Source organism: Pantoea sp. Cy-639, assembly GCF_011752525.1.
Lineage (GTDB): Bacteria > Pseudomonadota > Gammaproteobacteria > Pseudomonadales > Pseudomonadaceae > Aquipseudomonas.
Genome location: NZ_VWXI01000002.1, coordinates 400,284 through 421,915, shown reverse-complemented (window position 1 = coordinate 421,915; position 21,632 = coordinate 400,284). Strand labels below are relative to the sequence as shown.

Below are 21,632 nucleotides of genomic sequence, written 5' to 3'. Positions count from 1 at the left end.
AGTTCACTGTGAATCCGGTCAAAGTAGGCATTTGTGGGTTGGGGACCGTCGGTGGCGGAACCTTCAATGTACTTCAGCGCAACGCCGAGGAGATTGCCCGCCGTGCCGGGCGCGGTATTGAAGTGGCACAGATTGCCATGCGCTCGCCGAACCCGAACTGCCAGATTACCGGTACCCCCATTACCGCTGATGTGTTCGAAGTCGCGAGCAACCCCGAGATCGATATCGTCATCGAGCTGATCGGCGGCTACACAATCGCCCGCGACCTGGTGCTCAAGGCCATCGAAAATGGCAAGCACGTGGTCACCGCCAACAAGGCGCTGATCGCCGTGCACGGCAACGAAATCTTCGCCAAGGCCCGCGAGAAGGGCGTCATCGTCGCCTTCGAGGCCGCGGTGGCTGGCGGCATCCCGGTGATCAAGGCCATCCGCGAGGGCCTGTCGGCCAACCGTATCAACTGGCTGGCCGGGATCATCAACGGCACCGGCAACTTCATCCTCACCGAAATGCGCGACAAGGGCCGTGCCTTCCCCGACGTGCTGGCCGAAGCCCAGGCGCTGGGTTACGCCGAGGCCGACCCGACCTTCGACGTCGAGGGCATCGACGCGGCGCACAAGCTGACCATCCTGGCCTCCATCGCCTTTGGCATTCCGCTGCAGTTCGACAAGGCCTACACCGAAGGCATCACCCAGTTGACCACTGCCGACGTCAACTATGCCGAGGCCCTGGGCTATCGCATCAAGCACCTGGGCATGGCCCGGCGCACTGCCGACGGCATCGAGCTGCGCGTGCACCCGACGCTGATCCCCAGCGATCGCCTGATCGCCAATGTCAACGGCGTGATGAACGCAGTCATGGTCAACGGCGATGCCGCCGGCTCGACCCTGTACTACGGTGCCGGTGCCGGCATGGAGCCGACCGCCTCGTCGGTGGTCGCCGATCTGGTCGACGTGGTCCGCGCCATGACCTCCGACCCGGAAAACCGTGTGCCGCACCTGGCCTTCCAGCCGGATGCACTGTCGGCCCATCCGATTTTGCCGATCGAGGCATGCGAAAGCGCCTACTACCTGCGCATCCAGGCCAAGGACCATCCGGGCGTGCTGGCCCAGGTCGCCAGCATCCTCTCGGCGCGTGGCATCAACATCGAGTCGATCATGCAGAAGGAAGCCGAGGAACAGGACGGCCTGGTGCCGATGATCCTGCTGACCCACCGTGTGGTCGAGCAGCGCATCGATGACGCCATCGTCGCCCTCGAGGGGCTTCAGGACGTGGTCGGCAAGGTCGTGCGGATTCGCGTCGAACAGCTCAATTAATCTCAGCGGCGGGCCGCCCGGGCGGCCCGCGCCCAGCATCGAAGGTTTGTACCCATGCGCTATATCAGTACCCGTGGCCAGGCTCCGGCCCTGAATTTCGAAGACGTCCTGCTGGCTGGCCTGGCCAGCGATGGCGGTCTGTACGTGCCTGAGAACCTGCCGCGCTTCACCCAGGAAGAGATTGCCTCCTGGGCCGGCCTGCCGTATCACGAGCTGGCTTTCCGGGTGATGCGTCCGTTCGTCGAAGGCAGCATCGCCGATGCCGATTTCAAGAAAATTCTCGAGGAAACCTACGGCAACTTCGCCCATGCCGCCGTTGCGCCGCTGCGCCAATTGAACGGCAATGAGTGGGTCATGGAGCTGTTCCACGGTCCGACCCTGGCGTTCAAGGACTTCGCCTTGCAACTGCTCGGCCGCCTGCTCGACCACGTCCTGGTCAAGCGCGGCGAGCGCGTGGTGATCGTCGGGGCCACCAGCGGTGACACTGGCTCCGCCGCCATCGAAGGGTGCCGCCGTTGCGACAACGTCGACATCTTCATCCTGCACCCGCACCAGCGTGTGTCGGAAGTGCAGCGCCGGCAGATGACCACCATCCTCGGCGACAACATCCACAACATCGCCATCGAGGGCAACTTCGACGACTGCCAGGAGATGGTCAAGGCCAGCTTCGCCGACCAGTCGTTCCTCAAGGGCACCCGCCTGGTGGCGGTCAACTCGATCAACTGGGCGCGGATCATGGCCCAGATCGTCTACTACTTCCACGCGGCCCTGCAGTTGGGCGGCCCGGCGCGTTCGGTGGCGTTCTCGGTGCCGACCGGCAACTTCGGCGATATCTTCGCCGGCTACCTCGCCCGCAACATGGGCCTGCCGATCAGCCAGCTGGTGGTGGCGACCAACCGCAACGACATCCTGCACCGCTTCATGAGCGGCAACCAGTACGTCAAGGATGCCCTGCACCCGACCTTGTCGCCGTCGATGGACATCATGGTGTCGTCCAACTTCGAGCGCCTGCTGTTCGACCTGCACGGTCGCAATGGCGCGGCTGTCGCCGAGCTAATGGACACCTTCAAGCGAGGCGGTGGCTTCAGTGTCGAACAGGACCGTTGGACCGAAGCGCGCAAACTGTTCGACTCCCTGGCCGTGACCGACGAACAAACCTGCGAGACCATCGCCGAGGTGTTCGAGCGTACTGGCGAGGTGCTCGACCCGCACACCGCCATTGGCGTCAAGGCGGCCCGTGAATGCCGTCGCAGCCTGGACACGCCGATGGTGGTGCTGGGCACTGCGCATCCGGTCAAGTTCCCTGAAGCCGTGGAAAAGGCCGGTGTTGAAAAGGCTCTCGAGCTGCCGTCCCACTTGAGTGACCTGTTCAGCCGTGAAGAGCGTTGCACGGTGCTGGCCAATGACCTCAAGGCTGTACAGGCCTTCGTCAGCCAGCACGGCAATCGCGGCAAGCCGCTGTAAGCGATCCGGCAAGCAAATAAAGAACCCGTCCTATGGACGGGTTTTTTTATGCCTGCCGCCTGGCGGCGCCTGGTTCTTTATCAGATTTATCCTATGTGGCTTGGGTACGCATTTCCGCTAATGTGCTCCGCATATCCTTCACAGGGGTTCTCGGGAAAGGCTCATGCACCAGCTTCAGATTCTGATTCAGCAACCTCGCTCCTCCCATCAGATCCTGCTGCACCAGGCCTTCAACGCCCAAGGCGTGTTCAATGTCCGTGTGGTGGAAGATGTGCGTCATACCCTGGTCAGGCTCGAGCGACGCACCGTGGATGTGCTGGTATTGGATTGCGATGCTGTGCTGGTCAGCGCACGCTCGCTGTTCGCCAGCCTGCGTCAGCAGATCTGGGCCAAGGCGCTGCTGTTCGTCGGACGGGGGAATGACCAAGTATGCAATCTGGCGAGCGAGGCTCGTCGCCATGGCCTGTGGGTGTTGGCGGAACTGAGCTGGCCGCTTTCCAGCGTCGAGTTGCAGCAGGCGCTCGGGCAGTTGTCGAGGACAGGGCGGCGCCGTCAGACGCGAGAAACTGTCATGTAGTGCGCTCATGCTCGCTGTAACGGGCCGGACGGGGCGAACTTTGCAGTGGCCTCGACGGTCAGTTCCGATACGACCCTCAAACAGCGAGTGATCCGGATGGAAAGAATCTGCAGACTGCTCAATGATGCCCTGAGCCCTTACCAGGCGCGCCTGGACGCCCTGGACAGCACCGGCAACCGGCAGTTGTCGGTGCATGACGAGCACGGGGCGGTGATCCTGCAACGCAAGGTGAGCCCCCGCCAGTTGCAGGAACAGCAATTGCTGGTCGATCTGGTCGACGGTCTGCACCGTGACCTGCAGATCGCCGAGGGTCGGTTGCAGCCCTGTGTCATTGCTGCCTTGCAGCATCAGCGACAGATCCAGGGAACCTTTGCCTGAGAGGGCCCCCGGAATCTTCAGGGACAGCGTATGGGGCCATGTTCAGGTGCCCATTCGCCTGTCACTGATAGGCCACAAAGGCTTTCGCTTGACCTCGATCATTGCTCCCCGATGGTCGGGGTTTCTTTTGGCCTGAACGGGCGCAGACGGTTCCCGCGACCGTGGCCTAGCGCAGGCCGGTCAGGCCATGTTCGAAGGCGTGCCGGACCTGTTCCAGGTAGTCACCCCGCAGTTCAGGGTCGAGCCAGTGCGCGTAGAGCTCTGGCAGAGGGCCGCGGCGCAGCTCGGGCAACAACTGGTCGATGTGGGCGATCGCCTCGCGTCCGAGTGGTGTGTTGGAACAACCCACGTGCAGGTATTGGTAGCGGTTCACGCCGCTGATCGGATAGAACCGGTAGTCCTCGAGGGAGCCACCTTGCTGCTGGATCAGGTAACGCACCTCGGGCCAGTAGCCGAGCACCAGTTGCAGGCGCCCTAGCTGCTGCATCTGCAGCAGGTTGGCAGTGGCATCGTTGCCGTAGTGGCGGCTGAAGGCACTATCGGGCAGTTGGCGCAGCACCTGGTCGACCTGTGCGCTGTAGCTGCGCTCGGCGACGATGCCGAGCTTGAGTCGGGTCTGTGCCAGCAGGCGCTGCAGGTCGACGTGCTGGTCGTCGAGGAAGGGCGCCAGCAGGGCCTGGTCCTGGCGGCGTACTACCAGGCCGCTGCTCATCACCGCCAGCGAGGGGGTGGAGAAGCGCACGTACTTTTCCCGCTCCGGGGTCCAGAGCAGGGTGGGGTCGCAGGTGAAGCTTGAGTCCTGGAGCATCTGGATACCCCGCGCGCGGTTGACCCGGACGATGCTGTGCTCGTATTCGGGCATCTGCTCGATCAGTTGCGGCAGCAACTGGTCGATCACGCCCTGGCCCTTGGCCGGACCTTCGAGGATGGTGAACGGCGGCAGATCGCGAACCAGCCATAGCAGCCGCTCGCGCGCCACCGCCGACTGTGCCAGGCAGAAGGTCGTGAGCAGGCACAGCAACAGAGGCAGGTGGACGATACGCATGGTCCGTGGTCAGACCGTGCCGTCGGCGCGCAGGCGGCTGATCGCCTTGCTGTCGTAGCCCAGCTTGGCCAGCACTGACACGGTATGTTCGCCGAGCGCTGGGCCGACCCATTCGCTGGAGCCGGGTGTGTCCGAGAGCTTGGGCACGATGCCGGGCATCTTGAACGGCTTGCCGTCCGGCAGGCGGGCCTGGAGAAACATCTCGCGGGCGAGGAACTGCGGGTCGCTGAACATATCTTCGGCGCTATAGATGCGGCTGGCGGGAACCTCGGCGGCGGTGAGGGCCTGCATCACTTCGTCAAGTGGCAGGCTGTTCACCCAGCGGTCGATCACGCCATACAGTTCGTCGCGACGGCTGTCGCGGCCATCGTTGCTGGCCAGCGTGGGGTCATTGGCCAGGTCGTCGCGGCCAATGGCCTGCATGAACCGCTTGAAGATCGCATCGCCATTGGCGCCGATCTGTACGTGGCGGCCATCGGCGCTGGTATGGATGGAGGAGGGGGTGATGCCAGGCATGATGTTGCCGGTGCGTTCGCGGATGAAACCGAACACGTCGAACTCCGGGACCATGCTTTCCATCATGGCGAAGATCGCCTCGTACAGTGCCACGTCGACCACCTGGCCCTGTCCGCCGTTCACCTCGCGATGACGCAGGGCCATCAGCGCGCCGATCACACCCCACAGGGCGGCGATGGAGTCGCCGATGGAGATTCCCGTGCGCACGGGGGGGCGGTCCTCGAAGCCGGTGATGTAGCGTAGCCCGCCCATGGACTCACCAACCGCGCCGAAGCCTGGCTGGTCTTTCATCGGGCCTGTCTGGCCGAAGCCTGACAGGCGCACCATCACCAGGCGCGGGTTGAGCGCGTGCAGCACGTCCCAGCCCAGGCCAAGCTTCTCCAGCACGCCGGGCCGGAAGTTCTCGATCAGGATGTCGGCGTCGGCGAGCAGGCGCTTGAGCACGTCACGGCCTTCGGGGTGTTTGAGGTTGAGGGTCAGGGACTGTTTGTTGCGGGCCTGGACGAACCACCACAGCGAGGTGCCTTCGTACAGCTTGCGCCACTTGCGCAACGGATCGCCGCCATCGGGGGATTCGACCTTGATCACCTCGGCGCCGAACTCGGCGCAGATGCGCGAGGCGAACGGGCCGGCGATCAGGGTGCCGAGTTCGATGACTTTCAGGCCGGCGAGAGGTTTGCTGGGCGTGGGCATGGGGCATCCGTGGCGAAGGGCGTCGAGCGGTGGTTGTATCACAGCTGGGCGGTGGCAGGTATAGAGCTGTTCGAGCCGCGCGAGGCAAGTCTGCTCCTGGGGTGGATCCCCATGGCGTTTGGGCGATGGAATCGGCGGGGCAGGTCCGCGATGGCGTCGGATCAGTTAGACTGTGCGACTTTATTTTTCAACGAAGCCCGTGCCCATGGCCCAGCCGTCCACCACCTACAAGTTCGAACTGAATCTGACCGACCTCGACCGTGGCGTCTACGAGAGCGTCCGCCAGACTATCGCCCGCCATCCTTCGGAAACCGAGGAGCGCATGGCCGTGCGCTTGCTGGCCTATGCCCTGTGGTACAACGAGCAGTTGTCGTTTGGCCGTGGCCTGTCTGATGTCGATGAAGCCGCGTTGTGGGAAAAGAGCCTGGACGACCGCATCCTGCACTGGATCGAGGTCGGCCAGCCTGACGCCGAGCGCCTGACCTGGTGTTCGCGCCGTACCGAGCGTACCAGCCTGCTGGCCTACGGTAGTTTGCGGGTCTGGCAGAACAAGGTGGTCGACGCGGTCAAGGGCCTGAAAAACCTGAATATCGCCGCAGTTCCCCAGGAAGTGCTGGAAACCCTGGCCACCGACATGCCACGGACGATCAAGTGGGATGTGATGATCAGCGAAGGTACGCTGTTCGTCACCGACGATCGTGGCCAGCACGAAGTGCAGCTGGAGTGGCTGCTCGGCGAGCGCGGCTGACCTGTTCACACCCGATACCGAAGATCTCATGCGAATCGAACCCCGTCCCCTGCCGTCGATCCTGCCCATGCTGGGCAACCTGCCGCCCCTGCTGACCCGCTTGTACGCCGCCCGTGGCGTGCAGTCCGAGGCCGAGCTGGACAAGAGCCTGGCACGCTTGCTGCCGTACCAGCAGCTCAAGGGTATCGAGGCGGCGGTGGATCTGCTGGTCGAGGCCCTCGATCAGCGCCAGCGTATCCTCATCGTTGGTGATTTCGACGCCGACGGCGCCACGGCCAGCACGGTTGGTGTCCTTGGCCTGCGGTTGTTGGGCGCGGCGCATGTCGACTACCTGGTGCCCAACCGTTTCGAGTATGGCTATGGCCTGACCCCGGAGATCGTCGAGGTGGCCTTGCAACGCCAGCCGCAGTTACTGATCACCGTGGACAACGGCATTTCCAGCATTGACGGTGTCGCCGCAGCGAAGGCTGCTGGGCTCAAGGTGCTGGTTACCGACCATCACCTGCCCGGTGAGCAGTTGCCTGATGCCGATGCCATCGTCAACCCGAACCAGCCGGGTTGTGCGTTCCCGAGCAAGTCGTTGGCGGGTGTGGGGGTGATTTTCTACGTGCTGATGGCATTGCGCGCCCGCTTGCGGGGCCTGGGGCGCTATGAGACCCAGGCGCAGCCGAACATCGGCGAACTGCTCGACCTGGTGGCGCTGGGCAGTGTGGCCGATGTGGTGCCGCTGGATGCCAACAACCGGATCCTGGTGCACCAGGGCCTGGAGCGCATTCGTGCCGGTCGTGCCCGGCCGGGTTTGAAGGCGATCCTGGAGGTCGCCCGGCGGGATCACCGCCGTATCACCTCCACCGATCTGGGCTTCATCCTGGGGCCGCGACTCAATGCTGCCGGGCGCCTGGATGACATGAGCCTGGGTATCGAGTGCCTGTTGTGCGATGACGCGGCATTGGCGCTGGACATGGCCCAGCAGCTCGATGGCCTGAACCAGGACCGCAAGTCCATCGAGCAGGGTATGCAGCGCGAGGCGCTGGCCCAGCTCAAGGACTTGCCTGTCGAGTCCATGCCCTATGGTTTGTGCCTGTTCGATGCAGATTGGCACCAGGGGGTGATTGGGATCCTGGCTTCTCGTCTGAAGGAGCGTTACCACCGACCGACGATTGCGTTTGCCGACGCGGGGGAGGGGATGCTCAAGGGGTCGGCGCGCTCGGTGGCGGGTTTCCATATCCGTGATGCGCTGGATGCGGTGGCGGCACGGCATCCGGCGTTGATCAGCAAGTTCGGCGGGCATGCGATGGCGGCTGGGTTGTCGTTGCCGGCCGAGCATTTTCCGGCATTCGCCGAGGCGTTCGACGAGGAGGTGCGGCGTCAGCTTCGGGAGGAGGACTTGACTGGGCGGTTGCTGTCCGATGGCTCGCTGGCGGTCGAGGAGTTTCACTTGGATCTGGCGCGGGCGTTGCGTAATGCCGGGCCTTGGGGGCAGCACTTTCCGGAGCCGTTGTTCCATGGGGTGTTCCAGCTGGTCGAGCAGCGGGTCGTGGGGGAGCGGCATCTGAAGGTGGTGCTCAAGAGCGAGTGTGGTTCGGTGCGGTTGGATGGGATTGCGTTTGGGGTTGATCGGGAGGTTTGGCCGAATCCTACTGTGCGGTGGGTGGAGTTGGCTTATAAGCTGGATGTGAATGAGTTTCGGGGGAATGAGAGTGTGCAGTTGATGATTGCGCATATGGAACCGCGCTGATTCTTTTGGTTCTGGTTGGGTGTTGGCTTGGCAGGGGCTGGTTTGTTTTGAACGTTATATGCGCGTTCATTTGCTTTATCGATGCTTAGTTACCTTTGCGCCCTTACGGTGGGGCACTTCTTGTCAAACGCGACAGAAAGTGGTCAAAAAACGCTGCGGGGATGACTCACCCACATACGCTCCGTTCATCCGGCCCTGTGCGCCCTAGCAGGGTCTCGTGTGATCTTGCCGGCCCAATCGCTGGCTTCGCCAGCTCCCACATTTTCCCCACTAGTCGCCTAGGCTTCTGTTTCCTGTTTCCTGTTTCCTGTTTCCTGTTTCCTGTTTCCTGTTTCCTGTTTCCTGTTTCTTGTCTTTTGTCTTTTGTCTTTTGGTCGTCGGCTGTAGGCGCTGGTGGAGCCTGCGATGGGGGGCGAAAGCCATACTTTTACAACAAGGCAGGCCGCACACAGTCCAAACTAATGGGTTGCAGGCCAAGCAAGCATATATTCGCTAGAGATATCAGCAGATAAATCAGGGTGTGCTGCCAAATAATTCTTGGGCAGATATTTAAAATTTCAAGCTTCTTGCTCTTGCTCTTGCTCTTGCTCTTGCTCTTGCTTTGGCTTTTAAGCGCGCAATAGTCCAGGCGACACCTATTGCGACTTCAGGAGGCCGAGCGAAGGTGTCTGTAGGGCCAGGTGCGCAGCACCCCTCGGCGTAGCCGAGGGCGCGAGATGTAGACTTGCGCAGCAAGTCGTAGGCCGCGCTGGCCCGGAAGGCACCGTAGCGAGGGGACCCCGAAGCGAAGCGTAGGGGCCGGATGATGGAGCGAGGATTTTTTGGTTCCTTTTTGATCCTTCAAAAAGGGACCCGCCGTAAGGGCGGAAAGGTGACTATGCGTCGATAAAGAAAACGAATGCGCATACATCTAGCAAAACCATCACCTTTAATCCCGAATCCCCTAAACCCGATAAGCCCGAACAAACACTCCCACCGCCTCCCGCACATGCACTTCCGCCTCATCCCCCGTCAACGCCGGCGCGCACCCGATCAGCAATCGATAATCCGGCGCCCCCTTGACCAGGCAGAAGAAATGCTCCGCCGCCCGCAGCGGGTTGTCGATCTTCAGCGCCCCCCGTTGATCGACCGTACGCAGCAGCGCCTCCATCCCCGCCACCACTCGCTTGGGCCCCGCTTCGTAGAAGTACTGCCCGAACCCCGGATCCTGGCTCCCTTGAGCAATGATCAGCCGACTGAGCTTGACCGACTCGTCGGAGCTGATCAGCGCCTGGAACCCCCGGGCGATGCTCAGCAGTACCTCTTCCAGCGCAGCCCCCTCCGGGTATTCGAAGATCAAGTCAGGCAACTGGGTCTGGCAGGTTGCCATGACCGCCGCGCCGAACAATGTCTGCTTGTCGGTGAAATGGCTGTAGACCGTGAGTTTGGAAACACCTGCCGCCGAAGCGACCGCATCCATGCTGGTGCTGGCATAGCCAAGGCTGAGGAACAGCGACTTGGCGGCCTCGAGGATGGCCTCGCGCTTGGCCAGGTCCTTGGGCCGGCCTGGGCCAGTGGGTGCGTCGTGGGACATTGGAATCCGTATTTGCTGTGAAAGATGAGCATCTTACCGGGTCACGGCACATCAGGCTGCAGTGTATGTCGCAACGTTGATCTGCTTTTTCTCGCCTCGCCCCGCTTCCCCGCCCCGTGCCGCTGACTTAATATACCGGCCAGTATAAATATTCGATGCGCCCTCTGCTAAAGGTCCCTCATCATGTTGCGTCGTGCGTTGTCCCTTGCCTTGCCCGCGGCCATCGTGCTGCTCACCGCCTGCGGCCAGGACGCCGCGCCACCGGCGCCGCCGCGTCCGGCGCTGGTGGTCCAGCCCCAGCCCGCCGGCGCCTCCGCCGACAGCTACCCCGGCGAAGTGCGCGCGCGCTTCGAGCCGGAGTTGGCCTTCCGCATCGGTGGCAAGGTCAGCAAGCGCCTGGTGGAGGAGGGCCAGCGGGTCAAGGCCGAGCAGCCACTGGCCGAGCTCGACCCGCAGGACGTACGCCTGCAACTGGAAGCCAACCGCGCCCAGCTCGCCGCCGCCGAGGCCAACCTGGCCCTGGTTCGCGCCGAGCGCGACCGCTACCAGAAACTCCTGGACCGGCAGATGGTCAGCCATTCCCAGTTCGACAACGCCGAAAATCTCTACCGTGCCGGTCAGGCTCGTCTGAAACAGGCCAAGGCCGAGTTCGAGGTGGCCGGCAACCAGGCCGACTACGCCGTGTTGCGTGCCCCCCAGGCCGGAGTGATCGCCAAGCGCCAGGTCGAGGTTGGCCAGGTGGTCGCGGCGGGGCAGACGGTGTTCACCCTCGCCGCTGACGGCGAACGCGAGGTGGCCATCGGCCTGCCTGAACAGCAGTTCGCCCGTTTCGCAGTGGGGCAGACGGTCAGCGTCGAGCTGTGGTCGCACCCCAATCAACGCTTCGAAGGGCGTATTCGCGAGCTGTCGCCAGCCGCTGACCCGCGCTCGCGCACCTTTGCCGCGCGAATCGCCTTCACCTCCAGCAATGCCCCGGCGGAGCTGGGGCAAAGCGCCCGGGTGTTCATTGCCCATGCCGAACGCTCGCCACTGGCGGTGCCGCTCTCGGCGGTCACCGCCGAGAGCGGCCAGGCCTATGTCTGGCGGGTGGGCAAGGACAACCGGCTGGAACGCGCGATGGTCCGCCTGGGCCCCTATGGCGCCGACAGCGTGCCGGTGCTCGAGGGCCTGCAGGCCAGCGACTGGGTGGTCGCCGCTGGCGGTCATGTACTGCGCGAGGGGCAGCAGGTGCGGCCAGTGGACCGTAGCAACCGTGATGTGAACCTGGCGGCCAAGGAGTAAGTCCCGATGGGTTTCAACCTTTCCGCCTGGGCGCTGCGCAATCGCCAGATCGTGCTGTTCCTGATGATCCTGCTGGCCGCGGTCGGTGCCATGTCCTACACCAAGCTGGGGCAGAGCGAGGACCCTCCCTTCACCTTCAAGGCCATGGTCATCCGTACCCTGTGGCCGGGAGCCACCGCCGAGGAAGTCTCGCGCCAGGTCACCGAGCGCATCGAGAAGAAACTGATGGAGACCGGCGAGTACGAGAAGATCGTCTCGTTCTCCCGCCCGGGCGAGTCGCAGGTCACCTTTATGGCGCGCGACTCCCTGCACTCCAAGGACATTCCCGAGCTGTGGTACCAGATCCGCAAGAAGGTCGCGGACATCAAGTACACCCTGCCACCGGAAGTCCAGGGCCCGTTCTTCAACGATGAGTTCGGCACCACCTTCGGCAACATCTACGCCCTGACCGGTCCTGGCTTCGACTACGCGGTGCTCAAGGACTATGCCGACCGTATCCAGATCCAGCTCCAGCGGGTCAAGGATGTGGGCAAGGTCGAACTGCTCGGCCTGCAGGACGAGAAGGTCTGGATCGAGCTGTCCAACGTCAAGCTGGCGACCCTCGGCGTTCCCCTGAGCGCGGTGCAGCAGGCGCTGCGCGAGCAGAACGCGCTGAGCACCGCGGGTTTCTTCGAAACCCCCAGCGAACGCCTGCAACTGCGGGTCAGTGGCCGTTTCGACAGTGTCGAGCAGATCCGCCAGTTCCCCATTCGCGTGGGCGATCGCACCTTCCGTATCGGCGATGTCGCCGAGGTCAAGCGTGGCTTCAACGATCCGCCCGCGCCACGCATGCGCTTCATGGGCGAGGACGCCATCGGCCTGGCGGTGTCGATGAAGGACGGCGGCGACATCCTGGTGTTGGGCAAGGCCCTGGAAGGCGAGTTCGCTCGTCTGGCCCAGGGGCTGCCGGCCGGCATGGAGCTGCGCAAGGTCTCCGACCAGCCGGCGGCGGTCAAGGCTGGGGTCGGCGAGTTCGTCCAGGTGCTGATCGAGGCCCTGGCCATCGTCCTGCTGGTGAGCTTCTTCTCCCTGGGCCTGCGCACCGGCCTGGTGGTGGCCCTGGCGATTCCGCTGGTGCTGGCCATGACCTTCGCCGCGATGCACTACTTCGGCATCGGCCTGCACAAGATCTCCCTGGGCGCGCTGGTATTGGCCCTGGGCTTGCTGGTGGACGATGCGATCATCGCGGTGGAGATGATGGCGATCAAGATGGAGCAGGGCTACGACCGGCTCAAGGCTGCCAGCTACGCCTGGTCGAGCACGGCCTTCCCGATGCTCACCGGCACCCTGATCACTGCTGCAGGCTTCCTGCCGATCGCCACGGCAGCCTCCAGCACCGGTGAGTACACCCGTTCGATCTTCCAGGTTGTGACCATCGCCCTGTTGACCTCCTGGGTCGCGGCGGTGGTGTTCGTGCCGTACCTGGGCGAGCGCCTGCTGCCAGACCTGGCCAAGTTGCACGCGGCGCGTCATGGCAAGGACGGCCAGGCCCCGGATCCCTACGCGACGCCGTTCTACCAGCGCGTGCGGCGGCTGGTGGAGTGGTGCGTGCGGCGACGCAAGACGGTCATCCTGCTGACCATCGCTGCTTTCGTCGGCAGCATCCTGCTGTTCCGCTTCGTGCCCCAGCAGTTCTTCCCGGCCTCCGGGCGACCGGAGTTGATGGTCGACTTGAAGCTGGCCGAGGGTGCTTCGCTGAACAACACCGCCGAGCGTGTCCGGCAACTGGAGGCGATGCTCAAGCAGCAGCAGGGCATCGACAACTATGTGGCCTACGTCGGCACCGGCTCACCGCGTTTCTACCTGCCGCTCGACCAGCAGTTGCCGGCGGCGAGCTTCGCCCAGTTCGTGGTGCTGGCCAAGTCGCTGGAAGACCGCGAGCGCCTGCGCAGTTGGCTGATCGACACCCTCGACCAGCAGTTCCCCGACCTGCGCTCGCGAGTCACGCGTCTTGAGAACGGCCCGCCCGTGGGCTATCCGGTGCAGTTCCGGGTGACCGGCGAGCACATCGAGAAAGTTCGCGCCCTGGCCCGCCAGGTGGCGGACAAGGTGCGCGAGAACCCCCATGTGGTCAACGTTCACCTGGACTGGGAAGAACCGAGCAAGGCGGTGTACCTGAACATCGACCAGGACCGCGCCCGCGCCCTGGGGGTGAGTACCGCGCACCTGTCGAGTTTCCTGCAGAGCTCGCTGACCGGCAGCAGCGTCAGTCAGTATCGCGAGGACAACGAGCTGATCGAGATCCTCCTGCGTGGCACCGCCGAGGAGCGTCGCGAACTGGGCAACCTGGGCAGCCTGGCGCTGCCCACCGACAACGGCCAGAGCGTGGCGTTGTCGCAGGTGGCGACGCTTGAGTACGGCTTCGAGGAAGGCATCATCTGGCACCGCAACCGCCTGCCGACCGTCACCGTGCGCGCCGACATCTACGACAAGGAACAGCCGGCGACCCTGGTCAAGCAGATCCTGCCGACCCTGCAGCAGGTCAGGGATGCATTGCCGGACGGCTACCTGCTGGAAGTGGGGGGCACGGTGGAGGACTCCGAGCGCGGCCAGCGTTCGGTGAACGCAGGTATGCCACTGTTCATCGTGGTGGTGCTGAGCCTGCTGATGATCCAGCTGCGCAGTTTCTCGCGGATGTTCATGGTGTTTCTCACCGCGCCCCTGGGGCTGATCGGGGTGACGCTGTTCCTGCTGGTATTCCGTCAGCCGTTCGGTTTCGTCGCGATGCTCGGGACCATCGCCCTGGCAGGGATGATCATGCGCAACTCGGTGATTCTGGTCGACCAGATCGAACAGGACATCGCGGCGGGGCTGGACCGTTGGCAGGCGATCATCGAGGCCACGGTACGGCGCTTCCGGCCGATCGTGCTGACCGCGTTGGCGGCGGTGCTGGCGATGATCCCGTTGTCCCGAAGCGTGTTCTACGGGCCGATGGCGGTGGCGATCATGGGTGGGCTGATCGTGGCCACGGTGCTGACCCTGTTGTTCCTGCCGGCGCTGTATGCGGCGTGGTTCAGGGTCCGGAAGGGTTGACCTCGACGCGCCTGCCGGCAGAAACGGTGGCAGGCGCGGCACGGATCACTGGCGAGACAGTTTCAGGCCGAAGACATGCGCATCGTTGTCAGCGACCAGCGAGAAGGTGCGGGTGTCCTGATACTGGGTGCCGGCATCGGTCTTGACGTTCACGGTGACCTGGTACTGGTTGCCGAAAACGATGGTGCTCTTATCGATGTTGAAGGTATAGGCACACGGGGAAGAGGGAGCACTGTTGGCGCCGGTGGCAAATACCGTTTTCGCTTTGTCGGCATGGGTGATATCGGTCAGGGTGACAGTCATGCCCGCAGGCTGTTCGGCCTGGCCGATGCTGTAGACGATATTCAGTGCGATCTGGGTGGTGTCTGTCATGGTGTTCTCTCTGTGGACTGCCAGGAATTGGCAGTCACGAAAGTACGCGCCATGACAGACGCGTAGCAGATGGAAACGCTCTCAATTCAGGCCGCGCCAGCCTGGCATCGGCCCGAACATGTCCTCAGAGAGCGCCGAACACCTTCTTCGCCAGGCTGGTCGCCGCCTGTGCCGGGTTCTGGCGGATGCTTTCCTCTTGCTTGGCGATCATCTCGAACAGGCCGTCCAGGGCCTTCTCGGTCACGTAGTTCTCGATGTTCGCGTCATCCTTGATCAGACCAAGGCCCTTGGCCTGCCCGGCGAAGCTGTTGTACTGCTGGGCCAGGCCGACCTTGTCGGTGGCCTGCTTGACGATTGGCAGGAACTTGGCGCGGATCTGTTCGCGACTGCTCTTGTTCAGGTATTGGGTGGCCGAGTCCTGGCCGCCGCTGAGGATGCCCTTGGCATCGCTCACGGTCATCTTCTTCACCGCATCCACCAGGATCGCCTGGGCCTGTGGCACAGCGGCTTCGGCGGCCTTGTTCATGCTGGTTTCCAGGGCATCGACCTGGTCACCCTTGCCGAACATCTTCATGGCCTTGGCGGCCTTGCCGAGGTTGCCCGGCAGTTCGATGCGCACGTCGGGATTGTTGCTGAAACCACCGGGGGTGCTCAGTTGCTTGACGGCAATCTGCGCGCCTTGGGTGAGGGCGTCCTTGAGGCCGCCGGAGGCATCGCTCTGGGACAGGTCGCCGAGCGACAGGGCCAGGGCGCTGGCCGACAGCAGCAGGCCGGCGCACAGGGTGGTGAAGCGCAGGGAAGTGCGGATCATGGGGCTTTCCTTATGAACGAAATTGAGCGATCTCAACGGACCGGGTCGACCTTGATGCGTACTGGCTGGCTGTCGCTGCCGTCGAGGGCGACGCCGTGGTGCTCGGTGCTGATGAACAGCAACCTGCCGTCCAGTTCGATACGCGCGCTGACCGCATAGCGATGGCCAGGCTTGACCTGGTTCGGGTTGTAGTCGAGGTGGAATGGCAGTGGTACGTTGCCTTTGACCGGGCCGGCCTGGCGAGCCAGGGTCACGGCGGGGGCGTCCATCAGGGACACGTCCTGCAGCTCGACACTGAGGGTGGCGGCTGGCGGCAGGGCCATGCGCTGCAGGTAGAAGACTTCGCCATCCAGGCTGGCCTGGTGCGATGGCGTGTGGCTGGAGCAGGCCGCCAGCAGCGTGGCGCAACACAGGGTGAGGATCTTTTTCATGATGTCTCCGGTGTACATGAGGCTGGCGTGTGGCGAACCACAGGGACTTTAGCGGATTTTGCCGTGCCGAGGTGTTGCGGGCGTCATGGGCTGATGCCATCGCCGGGCAAGCCCGCGCCCACAAATCCCGGCACCACCCAGCCGGGCTTGGGGGGCCGATCATTCAGGCGTAACGGGCTCCGACGTTTCATCCCGTTGCAGTGCCACCTGTCGGATGGACAGGCGCAACTCCGCCGACAGCACGCGTTTGGCCACCCCTTCGGCCAGTTCGCCGAGCTTGTCGTGGTAGCCGAGCTTGCCCTCGCCGTCGGGTTGCAGCACGCCTTCGCGCACCAGGGTCTGGATGAAGTGGCGGAACAGGGTCTTGTCGAAGAACTCCGGGGCGTTCAGGCCGTGCAGGATCGACAGGCGCTGGGCCATCATCACGCACAGTTCTTCCAGCGCCTCGGCGCTCAGGCTGTGCTGGCCACTGTTGAGCAGCAGCGAGGTGGCCATGTAGAAGCGCTGCAGGGTCTGGGTGATGGTGCGTGCCAGCAGGGTCAGCAGGACGAACTGACGCGAGCTTGGCGCCGGGCGCATGTAGACGCCGTTCTCGTGGCGCAGCAGGCCCTGCTCGACCAGCGCTGCCAGCCATTGGTCGATCACCTCGTCCAGTTGCTCGGGCGCCCAGCGCAGGAACAGTTCGGCTTGCAGGTAGGGGTACAGTGCCCGCACATACTGGCCGAGCAACTCGCGGCTCATGCGCGAACTGCTGAGGAAGAAGCTCGCCAGCAGCCCCGGCAGGGCGAAGATGTGCAGTACGTTGTTGCGGTAGTAGGTCATCAGCACCGCGTTGGCTTCGTCCAGGTAGAGGATGCGTCCCAGCGCGTCCTTCTGCTCGGCCAGCAGGTCCATGCCCAGCACATGATTGATCAGCGCCTTGCCGTCGCCCTCGGGCAGGGTGGTGTGCGGCGAGTAGGGCACCTGGCGCAGCAGGATCAGGTACAGGTCGAGCACGCGGGTCAGGGCGCGCTCGTCCAGGGCCAGGCGGCTGGTCGACAGCAGCGCCAGGGCCACCAGGTTGACCGGGTTGACTGCTGCCGCCTCGTTGAGGTGGCGGGCGACGGTTTCACCCAGGCGGGTGGTGGTGTCGTTGAGCCAGGCCGGGCGGAACTGCGGGCCGAGCTCCTGTGAGCGCCATCCGGGCTGCTGCTGGTCGAGGAAGCTGTTCAGGCGGATCGGCTCGCCGAAGTTGACGTAGACCTGGCCGAAGCGTTGCTTGAGCGCGCCGATGACTTTGAAGATGTCGAAGATCGATTCTTTCTTCTTGCTCGCGCCGCGTAGTTCGCCGAGGTAGGTGCGGCCTTCGAGCACGCGTTCGTAGCCGATGTATACCGGTACGAAGACGATCGGTGTACGCGACGAACGCAGGAAGCTGCGCAGGGTGATCGCCAGCATGCCGGTACGCGGCTGTAGCATGCGTCCGGTGCGCGAGCGGCCGCCTTCGACGAAGTACTCCACCGGGAAACCCTTGGTGAACAGGGTGTGCAGGTACTCGTTGAACACGGCGGTATACAGCGGGTTGCCCTTGAAGGTGCGGCGCATGAAGAAGGCGCCGCCACGGCGCAGCAGGCCACCGATCACCGGCATGTTGAGGTTGATGCCGGCGGCGATGTGCGGTGGGGTCAGGCCGTTGCGGAACAACAGGTAGGACAGCAGCAGGTAGTCGATGTGACTGCGGTGGCAGGGCACGTAGATCACCTCGTGGCCTGGCGCGATGCCCTGTACCTGCTCGATGTGGTTGACCTTGATGCCGTCGTAGATCTTGTTCCAGAACCAGCTGAGCACGACTTCGAGGAAACGGATCGCGGTGTAGGTGTAGTCGGAGGCGATCTCGTTGCCGTAGTGCAGCGCCTTGGCTTCGGCCTTGGCGTAGGGGATCTTCTCGCGCTCGGCCTCGTCGCTGATGGCCTGGCGTACCAGCGGATCGTGGACCAGCCCCTTGACCAGGTTGCGCCGGTGCGAGATATCCGGGCCGATCACTGCGCTCTTGAGGTTGCGAAAATGCACGCGCATGACCCGCTGGGCCATGCGCACGGTACGTTCATGGCCTTTGTTCTGCTCGACCAGCTCGCGCAGGTGGATCGGCGCGGAGAACTGCACCCGGGTCTTGCGCCCGAGGATCAGTACGCTGAGCAGGCGGCGCAAGCGCCCGGTGACCGCCCAGCTGTCGGCGAACAGCAGTTTCCACGGGCTCGATTCGCTGGCCGGGCTCTGGCCCCAGAACACGCTGACCGGGATGATCTGCGCATCCTCCTCGGCGTGCTGGTTGATCGCCGCGACCAGGCGCTCCAGGGTGGGAGGGGCGCCGCGTTTGTCCTGGCGGCCGAGCCAGTCCGGGTCGGGGGTCAGGTAGAAGAACGCCGCCGGCTCCTGCAGCGGGCCGACGGCCACGGGCAGCACCGGGCGCGGCAGGCCCGCCTTGGAGCATTCGTGGTCCACTACTGCCAGGTCGGTCAGCGATGGCGAGGACAGGGCGTAGAACACCGGGCGGCTGCGGTCGAGCTTGAGGGTGAGCGAGGACTGGTTGATGGTCTCGGAGCGCACCCACAGGTACAGCACGCGACGCAGGGCGCCGAAGATGAGGCGGCGCAGGGGAGAACGGGTCATGGGGTGAGGCCCTGGTGAGGTTTCGGTGTTTTTACAGGGCGTTAGTCTGCCGTATCTGCGTAAGTTCAGCAAAATTCGGCAAAAATCAGTCCCGTCATGAAAATTTTTTGTTCCCTGTCATATACTCGGCCTGCCGCTTGCAAGTTAATCACGCAAGCTGCGTCGGCAACGGGGTGACCCTGTGCCAGCAAGGCGATCTTCAAAATAAAAATCCGGAGTAGTCAGATGTCGTCTCGTGAGACTGGGAATGTGAAGTGGTTCAACGATGCCAAGGGTTATGGCTTCATTCAGCGCGAAGGTGGGGCGGATGTGTTCGTCCACTATCGGGCTATCCGCGGCGAGGGGCATCGCACCCTGGTCGAGGGACAGCAGGTGGAGTACGCCCTCGTGCAAGGCCAGAAAGGCCTGCAGGCTGAAGACGTCGTCGGTCTCTGACCGCTGTCTGAAGCGGTAAGCTTCAAGCTGCAAGCTGTCCGTGGAGCTTGCAGCCTGATGCGATCGAACGCTCAAACGTGTAGCTTCAGCTGGTGCGCCAGGTGATTTCCTGTTCACCGTCGGCGCTGATGCGGATCCAGCGATCGGCATCTTCTTCCCCGTCTTCCTCGCTCCAGCTGCCGGGTGCGCAACGGACTTCGACGTTGAGTACGGCATGGGCCGCACGGGCGCAGGCGATGTCGTCGTCCCATGGAGTCTGGTCGCTTTCCAGGAACAAGCTGTTCCATTTCCCTACAGCCTTCGGTAACCAGGTGACCGGAATGTTACCGGCGGTGCACTTGAAGGTCTGACCTTTCTGCTTCCATTCGCTGCATGGGCCCAGGGCCTGGGTCAGCCAGTCGGCGATCTGCTTGTGATCGACCTCGTCGTCCTTGAGGTAGATCTCGATATCGGGTTGGCGCATGGGGGGCTCCGGTGTGTGCTCAGTCTTGGCGCACGAAATAGTCATAACGCATGGAAACGGTAACCTCGAACGGCTCGGCTTGCTCGATCACCCGCGCGCGCCGCTCGGCGCTGGCGCGCCAGCCGTGAGGGGTCATCGCCAGCAGGTCGGCACGGGCCTTGGCCTCGGCCAGGCTCAGGCGGAACTCGAGGACTTCGCCGTGGGCGTGGTGCATGCCTTCTGGCACCAGGGCCAGGTGTTTGTCGTCGGCGTAGGGGCGTACTTCATCGTAGAGCACCTCGCGCAATTCCATCAGGTGGCCGCTGGTCGGGCCGACCCGCATCAGGCCTCCACCTGGCGTCAGCAGGCGCTTGGCCTCGCTCCAGTCGAGCGGGCTGAACACGCTGGCGATGAAACCGCAACTGGCGTCCTGCATGGGCACCCGAGCCATGCTGGCGACCATCCAGGTCACGTCCGGGGCTCGGCGGCAGGCGCGCTTGACCGCCTCGCGGGAGATGTCCAGGGCATAGCCGTCGGCCGCGGGCAGGGCCTGGGCCAGTTGCGCGGTGTAGTAGCCCTCGCCGCAGCCGATGTCCAGCCAGGCGCGTGGCGCGCGTTCGGCGGCCAGTTCCGCCAGGCGATGCGCAACCGGTGCATAGTGGCCGGCATCGAGGAAGTCGCGGCGGGCCTCGACCATAGCCTGGTTGTCGCCCGGGTCGCGGCTGTTCTTGTGCTGCACCGGCAGCAGGTTCAGGTAGCCCTGGCGGGCGCGGTCGAAACGATGACCAGCGGGACAGGCCACGCCGTTGTCGAGCTGCGCCAGAGGCGCCTGGCAAAGTGGACAGGCGAGCATCAGGCGAGCAACCGTACCAGGGTCTGGTAGTAGATCTCGGTCAGCAGGTCGAGGTCGCTGGCCAGGATGCGTTCGTCCACCTGGTGGATGGTGGCGTTGACCGGGCCGAGCTCGACCACCTGGGTGCCCATGGTGGCGATGAAGCGACCATCGGAGGTGCCGCCGCTGGTGGATGGCCGGGTCTCGCGGCCGGTGACCGCCTGGATGCTCGACGACACCGCATCGAGCAGTTCGCCTGGCTCGGTGAGAAACGGCAGGCCCGACAGCGCCCAGTCGATGCTCCATTCCAGCTGGTGCTTGTCGAGGATCGCCGCGACGCGCTGCTGCAGGCCCTCGACTGTCGACTCTGTGGAGAAGCGGAAGTTGAACAGCGCGGTCAGATCGCCCGGGACCACGTTGGTGGCGCCGGTGCCGGAGTTGAGGTTGGAGATCTGGAAGCTGGTCGGCGGGAAGAAGGCGTTGCCTTCGTCCCAGTGCTCGGCCGCCAGCTCCGCCAGGGCCGGGGCGGCCAGGTGGATCGGGTTGCGCGCCAGGTGCGGGTAGGCCACGTGGCCCTGCTTGCCGCGCACGGTCAGCTTGGCGCCGAGCGAGCCGCGGCGGCCGTTCTTGACCACGTCACCGAGCAGGGTGGTGCTCGACGGCTCGCCGACGATGCACCAGTCCAGGCGTTCGTTGCGCGCCTTCAGGCGCTCGACCACGGCCTTGGTGCCATGGTGGGCCGGGCCTTCCTCGTCGCTGGTGATCAGGAAGGCGACCTTGCCGCGGTGGTCGGGGTAGTCCTGCACGAAGCGTTCGCAGGCGATCACCATCGACGCCAGGCTGCCTTTCATGTCGGCGGCGCCGCGGCCGCAGAGCATGCCGTCGGCGTCGATCAGCGCCTCGAACGGCTCATGCTGCCACTGCTGCACGGGGCCGGTGGGGACCACGTCGGTGTGCCCGGCGAAGCACAGCACCGGGCCGTCCTGGGTACCGTGGGTGGCCCAGAAGTTGTCGACGTCCTCGAAGCGCATCGGTTCGAGCTGGAAGCCGACGGCGCCCAGGCGATTCATCATCTGGGTCTGGCAGTCGGCGTCGACCGGGGTGACCGACGGGCGACGGATCAGGTCGCAGGCCAGTTGCAGGGTAGGCGAAAGCTCGGCAGGGGCCGTCATTGCGGGACTCCGGGGCAAGGCAAGGCGGGAAAACTGAGGGGCGTTATCTTATATCAAATGATGTCAACGGGCACGGTGTGCTTGGCGGGA

At 64.0% G+C, this 21,632-nt stretch carries 19 protein-coding genes; 9 read left to right on the top strand and 10 right to left on the bottom strand.

All coding sequences use genetic code 11. From position 1 onward, the window contains the following. The first annotated feature begins 8 nt into the window (after nt 1-8). From F3J43_RS04200 to F3J43_RS04185, 4 genes are all read left to right on the top strand, one after another. Nucleotides 9-1,313, top strand: coding sequence for a homoserine dehydrogenase (locus F3J43_RS04200; RefSeq protein ID WP_166883563.1), 1,305 nt, complete (start codon nt 9-11; stop codon nt 1,311-1,313). A gap of 54 nt (nt 1,314-1,367) precedes the next feature. After that, on the top strand, nt 1,368-2,777 hold the full coding sequence (thrC, locus tag F3J43_RS04195) for a threonine synthase (RefSeq protein WP_166883562.1): 1,410 nt from the start codon (nt 1,368-1,370) through the stop codon (nt 2,775-2,777). Nucleotides 2,778-2,940: 163 nt separating this feature from the next. Beyond that, complete coding sequence (locus F3J43_RS04190; protein WP_166883561.1) at nt 2,941-3,354, top strand: histidine kinase; 414 nt, start codon at nt 2,941-2,943, stop codon at nt 3,352-3,354. Nucleotides 3,355-3,450: 96 nt separating this feature from the next. Beyond that, a complete protein-coding gene (locus F3J43_RS04185) occupies nt 3,451-3,732 on the top strand; it encodes a DUF3509 domain-containing protein (RefSeq protein ID WP_166883560.1) in 282 nt (93 codons plus the stop codon). Between the two features lie 166 nt (nt 3,733-3,898). Here the strand turns inward: F3J43_RS04185 and F3J43_RS04180 are convergent, their stop codons facing one another. Then, nucleotides 3,899-4,777, bottom strand: a complete 879-nt coding sequence (locus F3J43_RS04180) for a TIGR02285 family protein (RefSeq protein ID WP_166883559.1) — start codon at nt 4,775-4,777, stop codon at nt 3,899-3,901. A gap of 9 nt (nt 4,778-4,786) precedes the next feature. Next, entirely contained in the window at nt 4,787-5,986 is a 1,200-nt protein-coding gene (locus F3J43_RS04175) for a CaiB/BaiF CoA transferase family protein (protein WP_166883558.1), read from the bottom strand. Nucleotides 5,987-6,191: 205 nt separating this feature from the next. On the opposite strand from F3J43_RS04175, the gene F3J43_RS04170 reads away from it, so the two are divergent. Both F3J43_RS04170 and recJ read left to right on the top strand, forming a co-directional pair. Beyond that, nucleotides 6,192-6,734, top strand: a complete 543-nt coding sequence (locus F3J43_RS04170) for a YaeQ family protein (protein WP_166883557.1) — start codon at nt 6,192-6,194, stop codon at nt 6,732-6,734. Between the two features lie 28 nt (nt 6,735-6,762). Then, nucleotides 6,763-8,472: a single-stranded-DNA-specific exonuclease RecJ gene (recJ, locus tag F3J43_RS04165; RefSeq protein WP_166883556.1), complete on the top strand. Its 1,710-nt coding sequence runs from the start codon at nt 6,763-6,765 to the stop codon at nt 8,470-8,472. Nucleotides 8,473-9,415: 943 nt separating this feature from the next. Here the strand turns inward: recJ and F3J43_RS04160 are convergent. After that, complete coding sequence (locus F3J43_RS04160) at nt 9,416-10,045, bottom strand: TetR/AcrR family transcriptional regulator (RefSeq protein ID WP_166883555.1); 630 nt, start codon at nt 10,043-10,045, stop codon at nt 9,416-9,418. 183 nt (nt 10,046-10,228) lie between these two features. On the opposite strand from F3J43_RS04160, the gene F3J43_RS04155 reads away from it, so the two are divergent. After that, nucleotides 10,229-11,326, top strand: coding sequence for an efflux RND transporter periplasmic adaptor subunit (locus F3J43_RS04155; RefSeq protein ID WP_166883554.1), 1,098 nt, complete (start codon nt 10,229-10,231; stop codon nt 11,324-11,326). A 6-nt stretch (nt 11,327-11,332) separates the two neighbouring features. Then, a complete protein-coding gene (locus F3J43_RS04150; RefSeq protein WP_166883553.1) occupies nt 11,333-14,398 on the top strand; it encodes an efflux RND transporter permease subunit in 3,066 nt (1,021 codons plus the stop codon). Nucleotides 14,399-14,443: 45 nt separating this feature from the next. Here the strand turns inward: F3J43_RS04150 and F3J43_RS04145 are convergent, their stop codons facing one another. From F3J43_RS04145 to plsB, 4 genes are all read right to left on the bottom strand, one after another. Further along, on the bottom strand, nt 14,444-14,770 hold the full coding sequence (locus F3J43_RS04145; RefSeq protein ID WP_166883552.1) for a YbaY family lipoprotein: 327 nt from the start codon (nt 14,768-14,770) through the stop codon (nt 14,444-14,446). Between the two features lie 124 nt (nt 14,771-14,894). Continuing rightward, nucleotides 14,895-15,581 (bottom strand): DUF4197 domain-containing protein, encoded by a 687-nt coding sequence (locus F3J43_RS04140; RefSeq protein ID WP_166883551.1) that lies wholly within the window; start codon nt 15,579-15,581, stop codon nt 14,895-14,897. Nucleotides 15,582-15,613: 32 nt separating this feature from the next. Continuing rightward, nucleotides 15,614-16,012, bottom strand: a complete 399-nt coding sequence (locus tag F3J43_RS04135) for a YbaY family lipoprotein (protein ID WP_166883550.1) — start codon at nt 16,010-16,012, stop codon at nt 15,614-15,616. Nucleotides 16,013-16,171: 159 nt separating this feature from the next. Further along, nucleotides 16,172-18,661, bottom strand: a complete 2,490-nt coding sequence (gene plsB / locus F3J43_RS04130) for a glycerol-3-phosphate 1-O-acyltransferase PlsB (protein WP_166883549.1) — start codon at nt 18,659-18,661, stop codon at nt 16,172-16,174. Between the two features lie 225 nt (nt 18,662-18,886). Between plsB and F3J43_RS04125 the strand changes: the two genes are divergently transcribed. After that, nucleotides 18,887-19,096: a cold-shock protein gene (locus F3J43_RS04125; RefSeq protein ID WP_011535295.1), complete on the top strand. Its 210-nt coding sequence runs from the start codon at nt 18,887-18,889 to the stop codon at nt 19,094-19,096. Nucleotides 19,097-19,181: 85 nt separating this feature from the next. Here F3J43_RS04125 and F3J43_RS04120 read toward each other — a convergent pair whose 3' ends face one another. From F3J43_RS04120 to dapE, 3 genes are read right to left on the bottom strand one after another with little or no spacing between them, the layout of a single operon-like run. Next, complete coding sequence (locus F3J43_RS04120) at nt 19,182-19,559, bottom strand: hypothetical protein (RefSeq protein WP_166883548.1); 378 nt, start codon at nt 19,557-19,559, stop codon at nt 19,182-19,184. A 19-nt stretch (nt 19,560-19,578) separates the two neighbouring features. Continuing rightward, entirely contained in the window at nt 19,579-20,391 is an 813-nt protein-coding gene (locus F3J43_RS04115; RefSeq protein ID WP_166883547.1) for a putative RNA methyltransferase, read from the bottom strand. Next, nucleotides 20,391-21,542 (bottom strand): succinyl-diaminopimelate desuccinylase, encoded by a 1,152-nt coding sequence (dapE, locus tag F3J43_RS04110; protein ID WP_166883546.1) that lies wholly within the window; start codon nt 21,540-21,542, stop codon nt 20,391-20,393. Before dapE ends, F3J43_RS04115 begins: the two co-directional genes overlap by 1 nt. Nucleotides 21,543-21,632 lie beyond the last annotated feature (90 nt).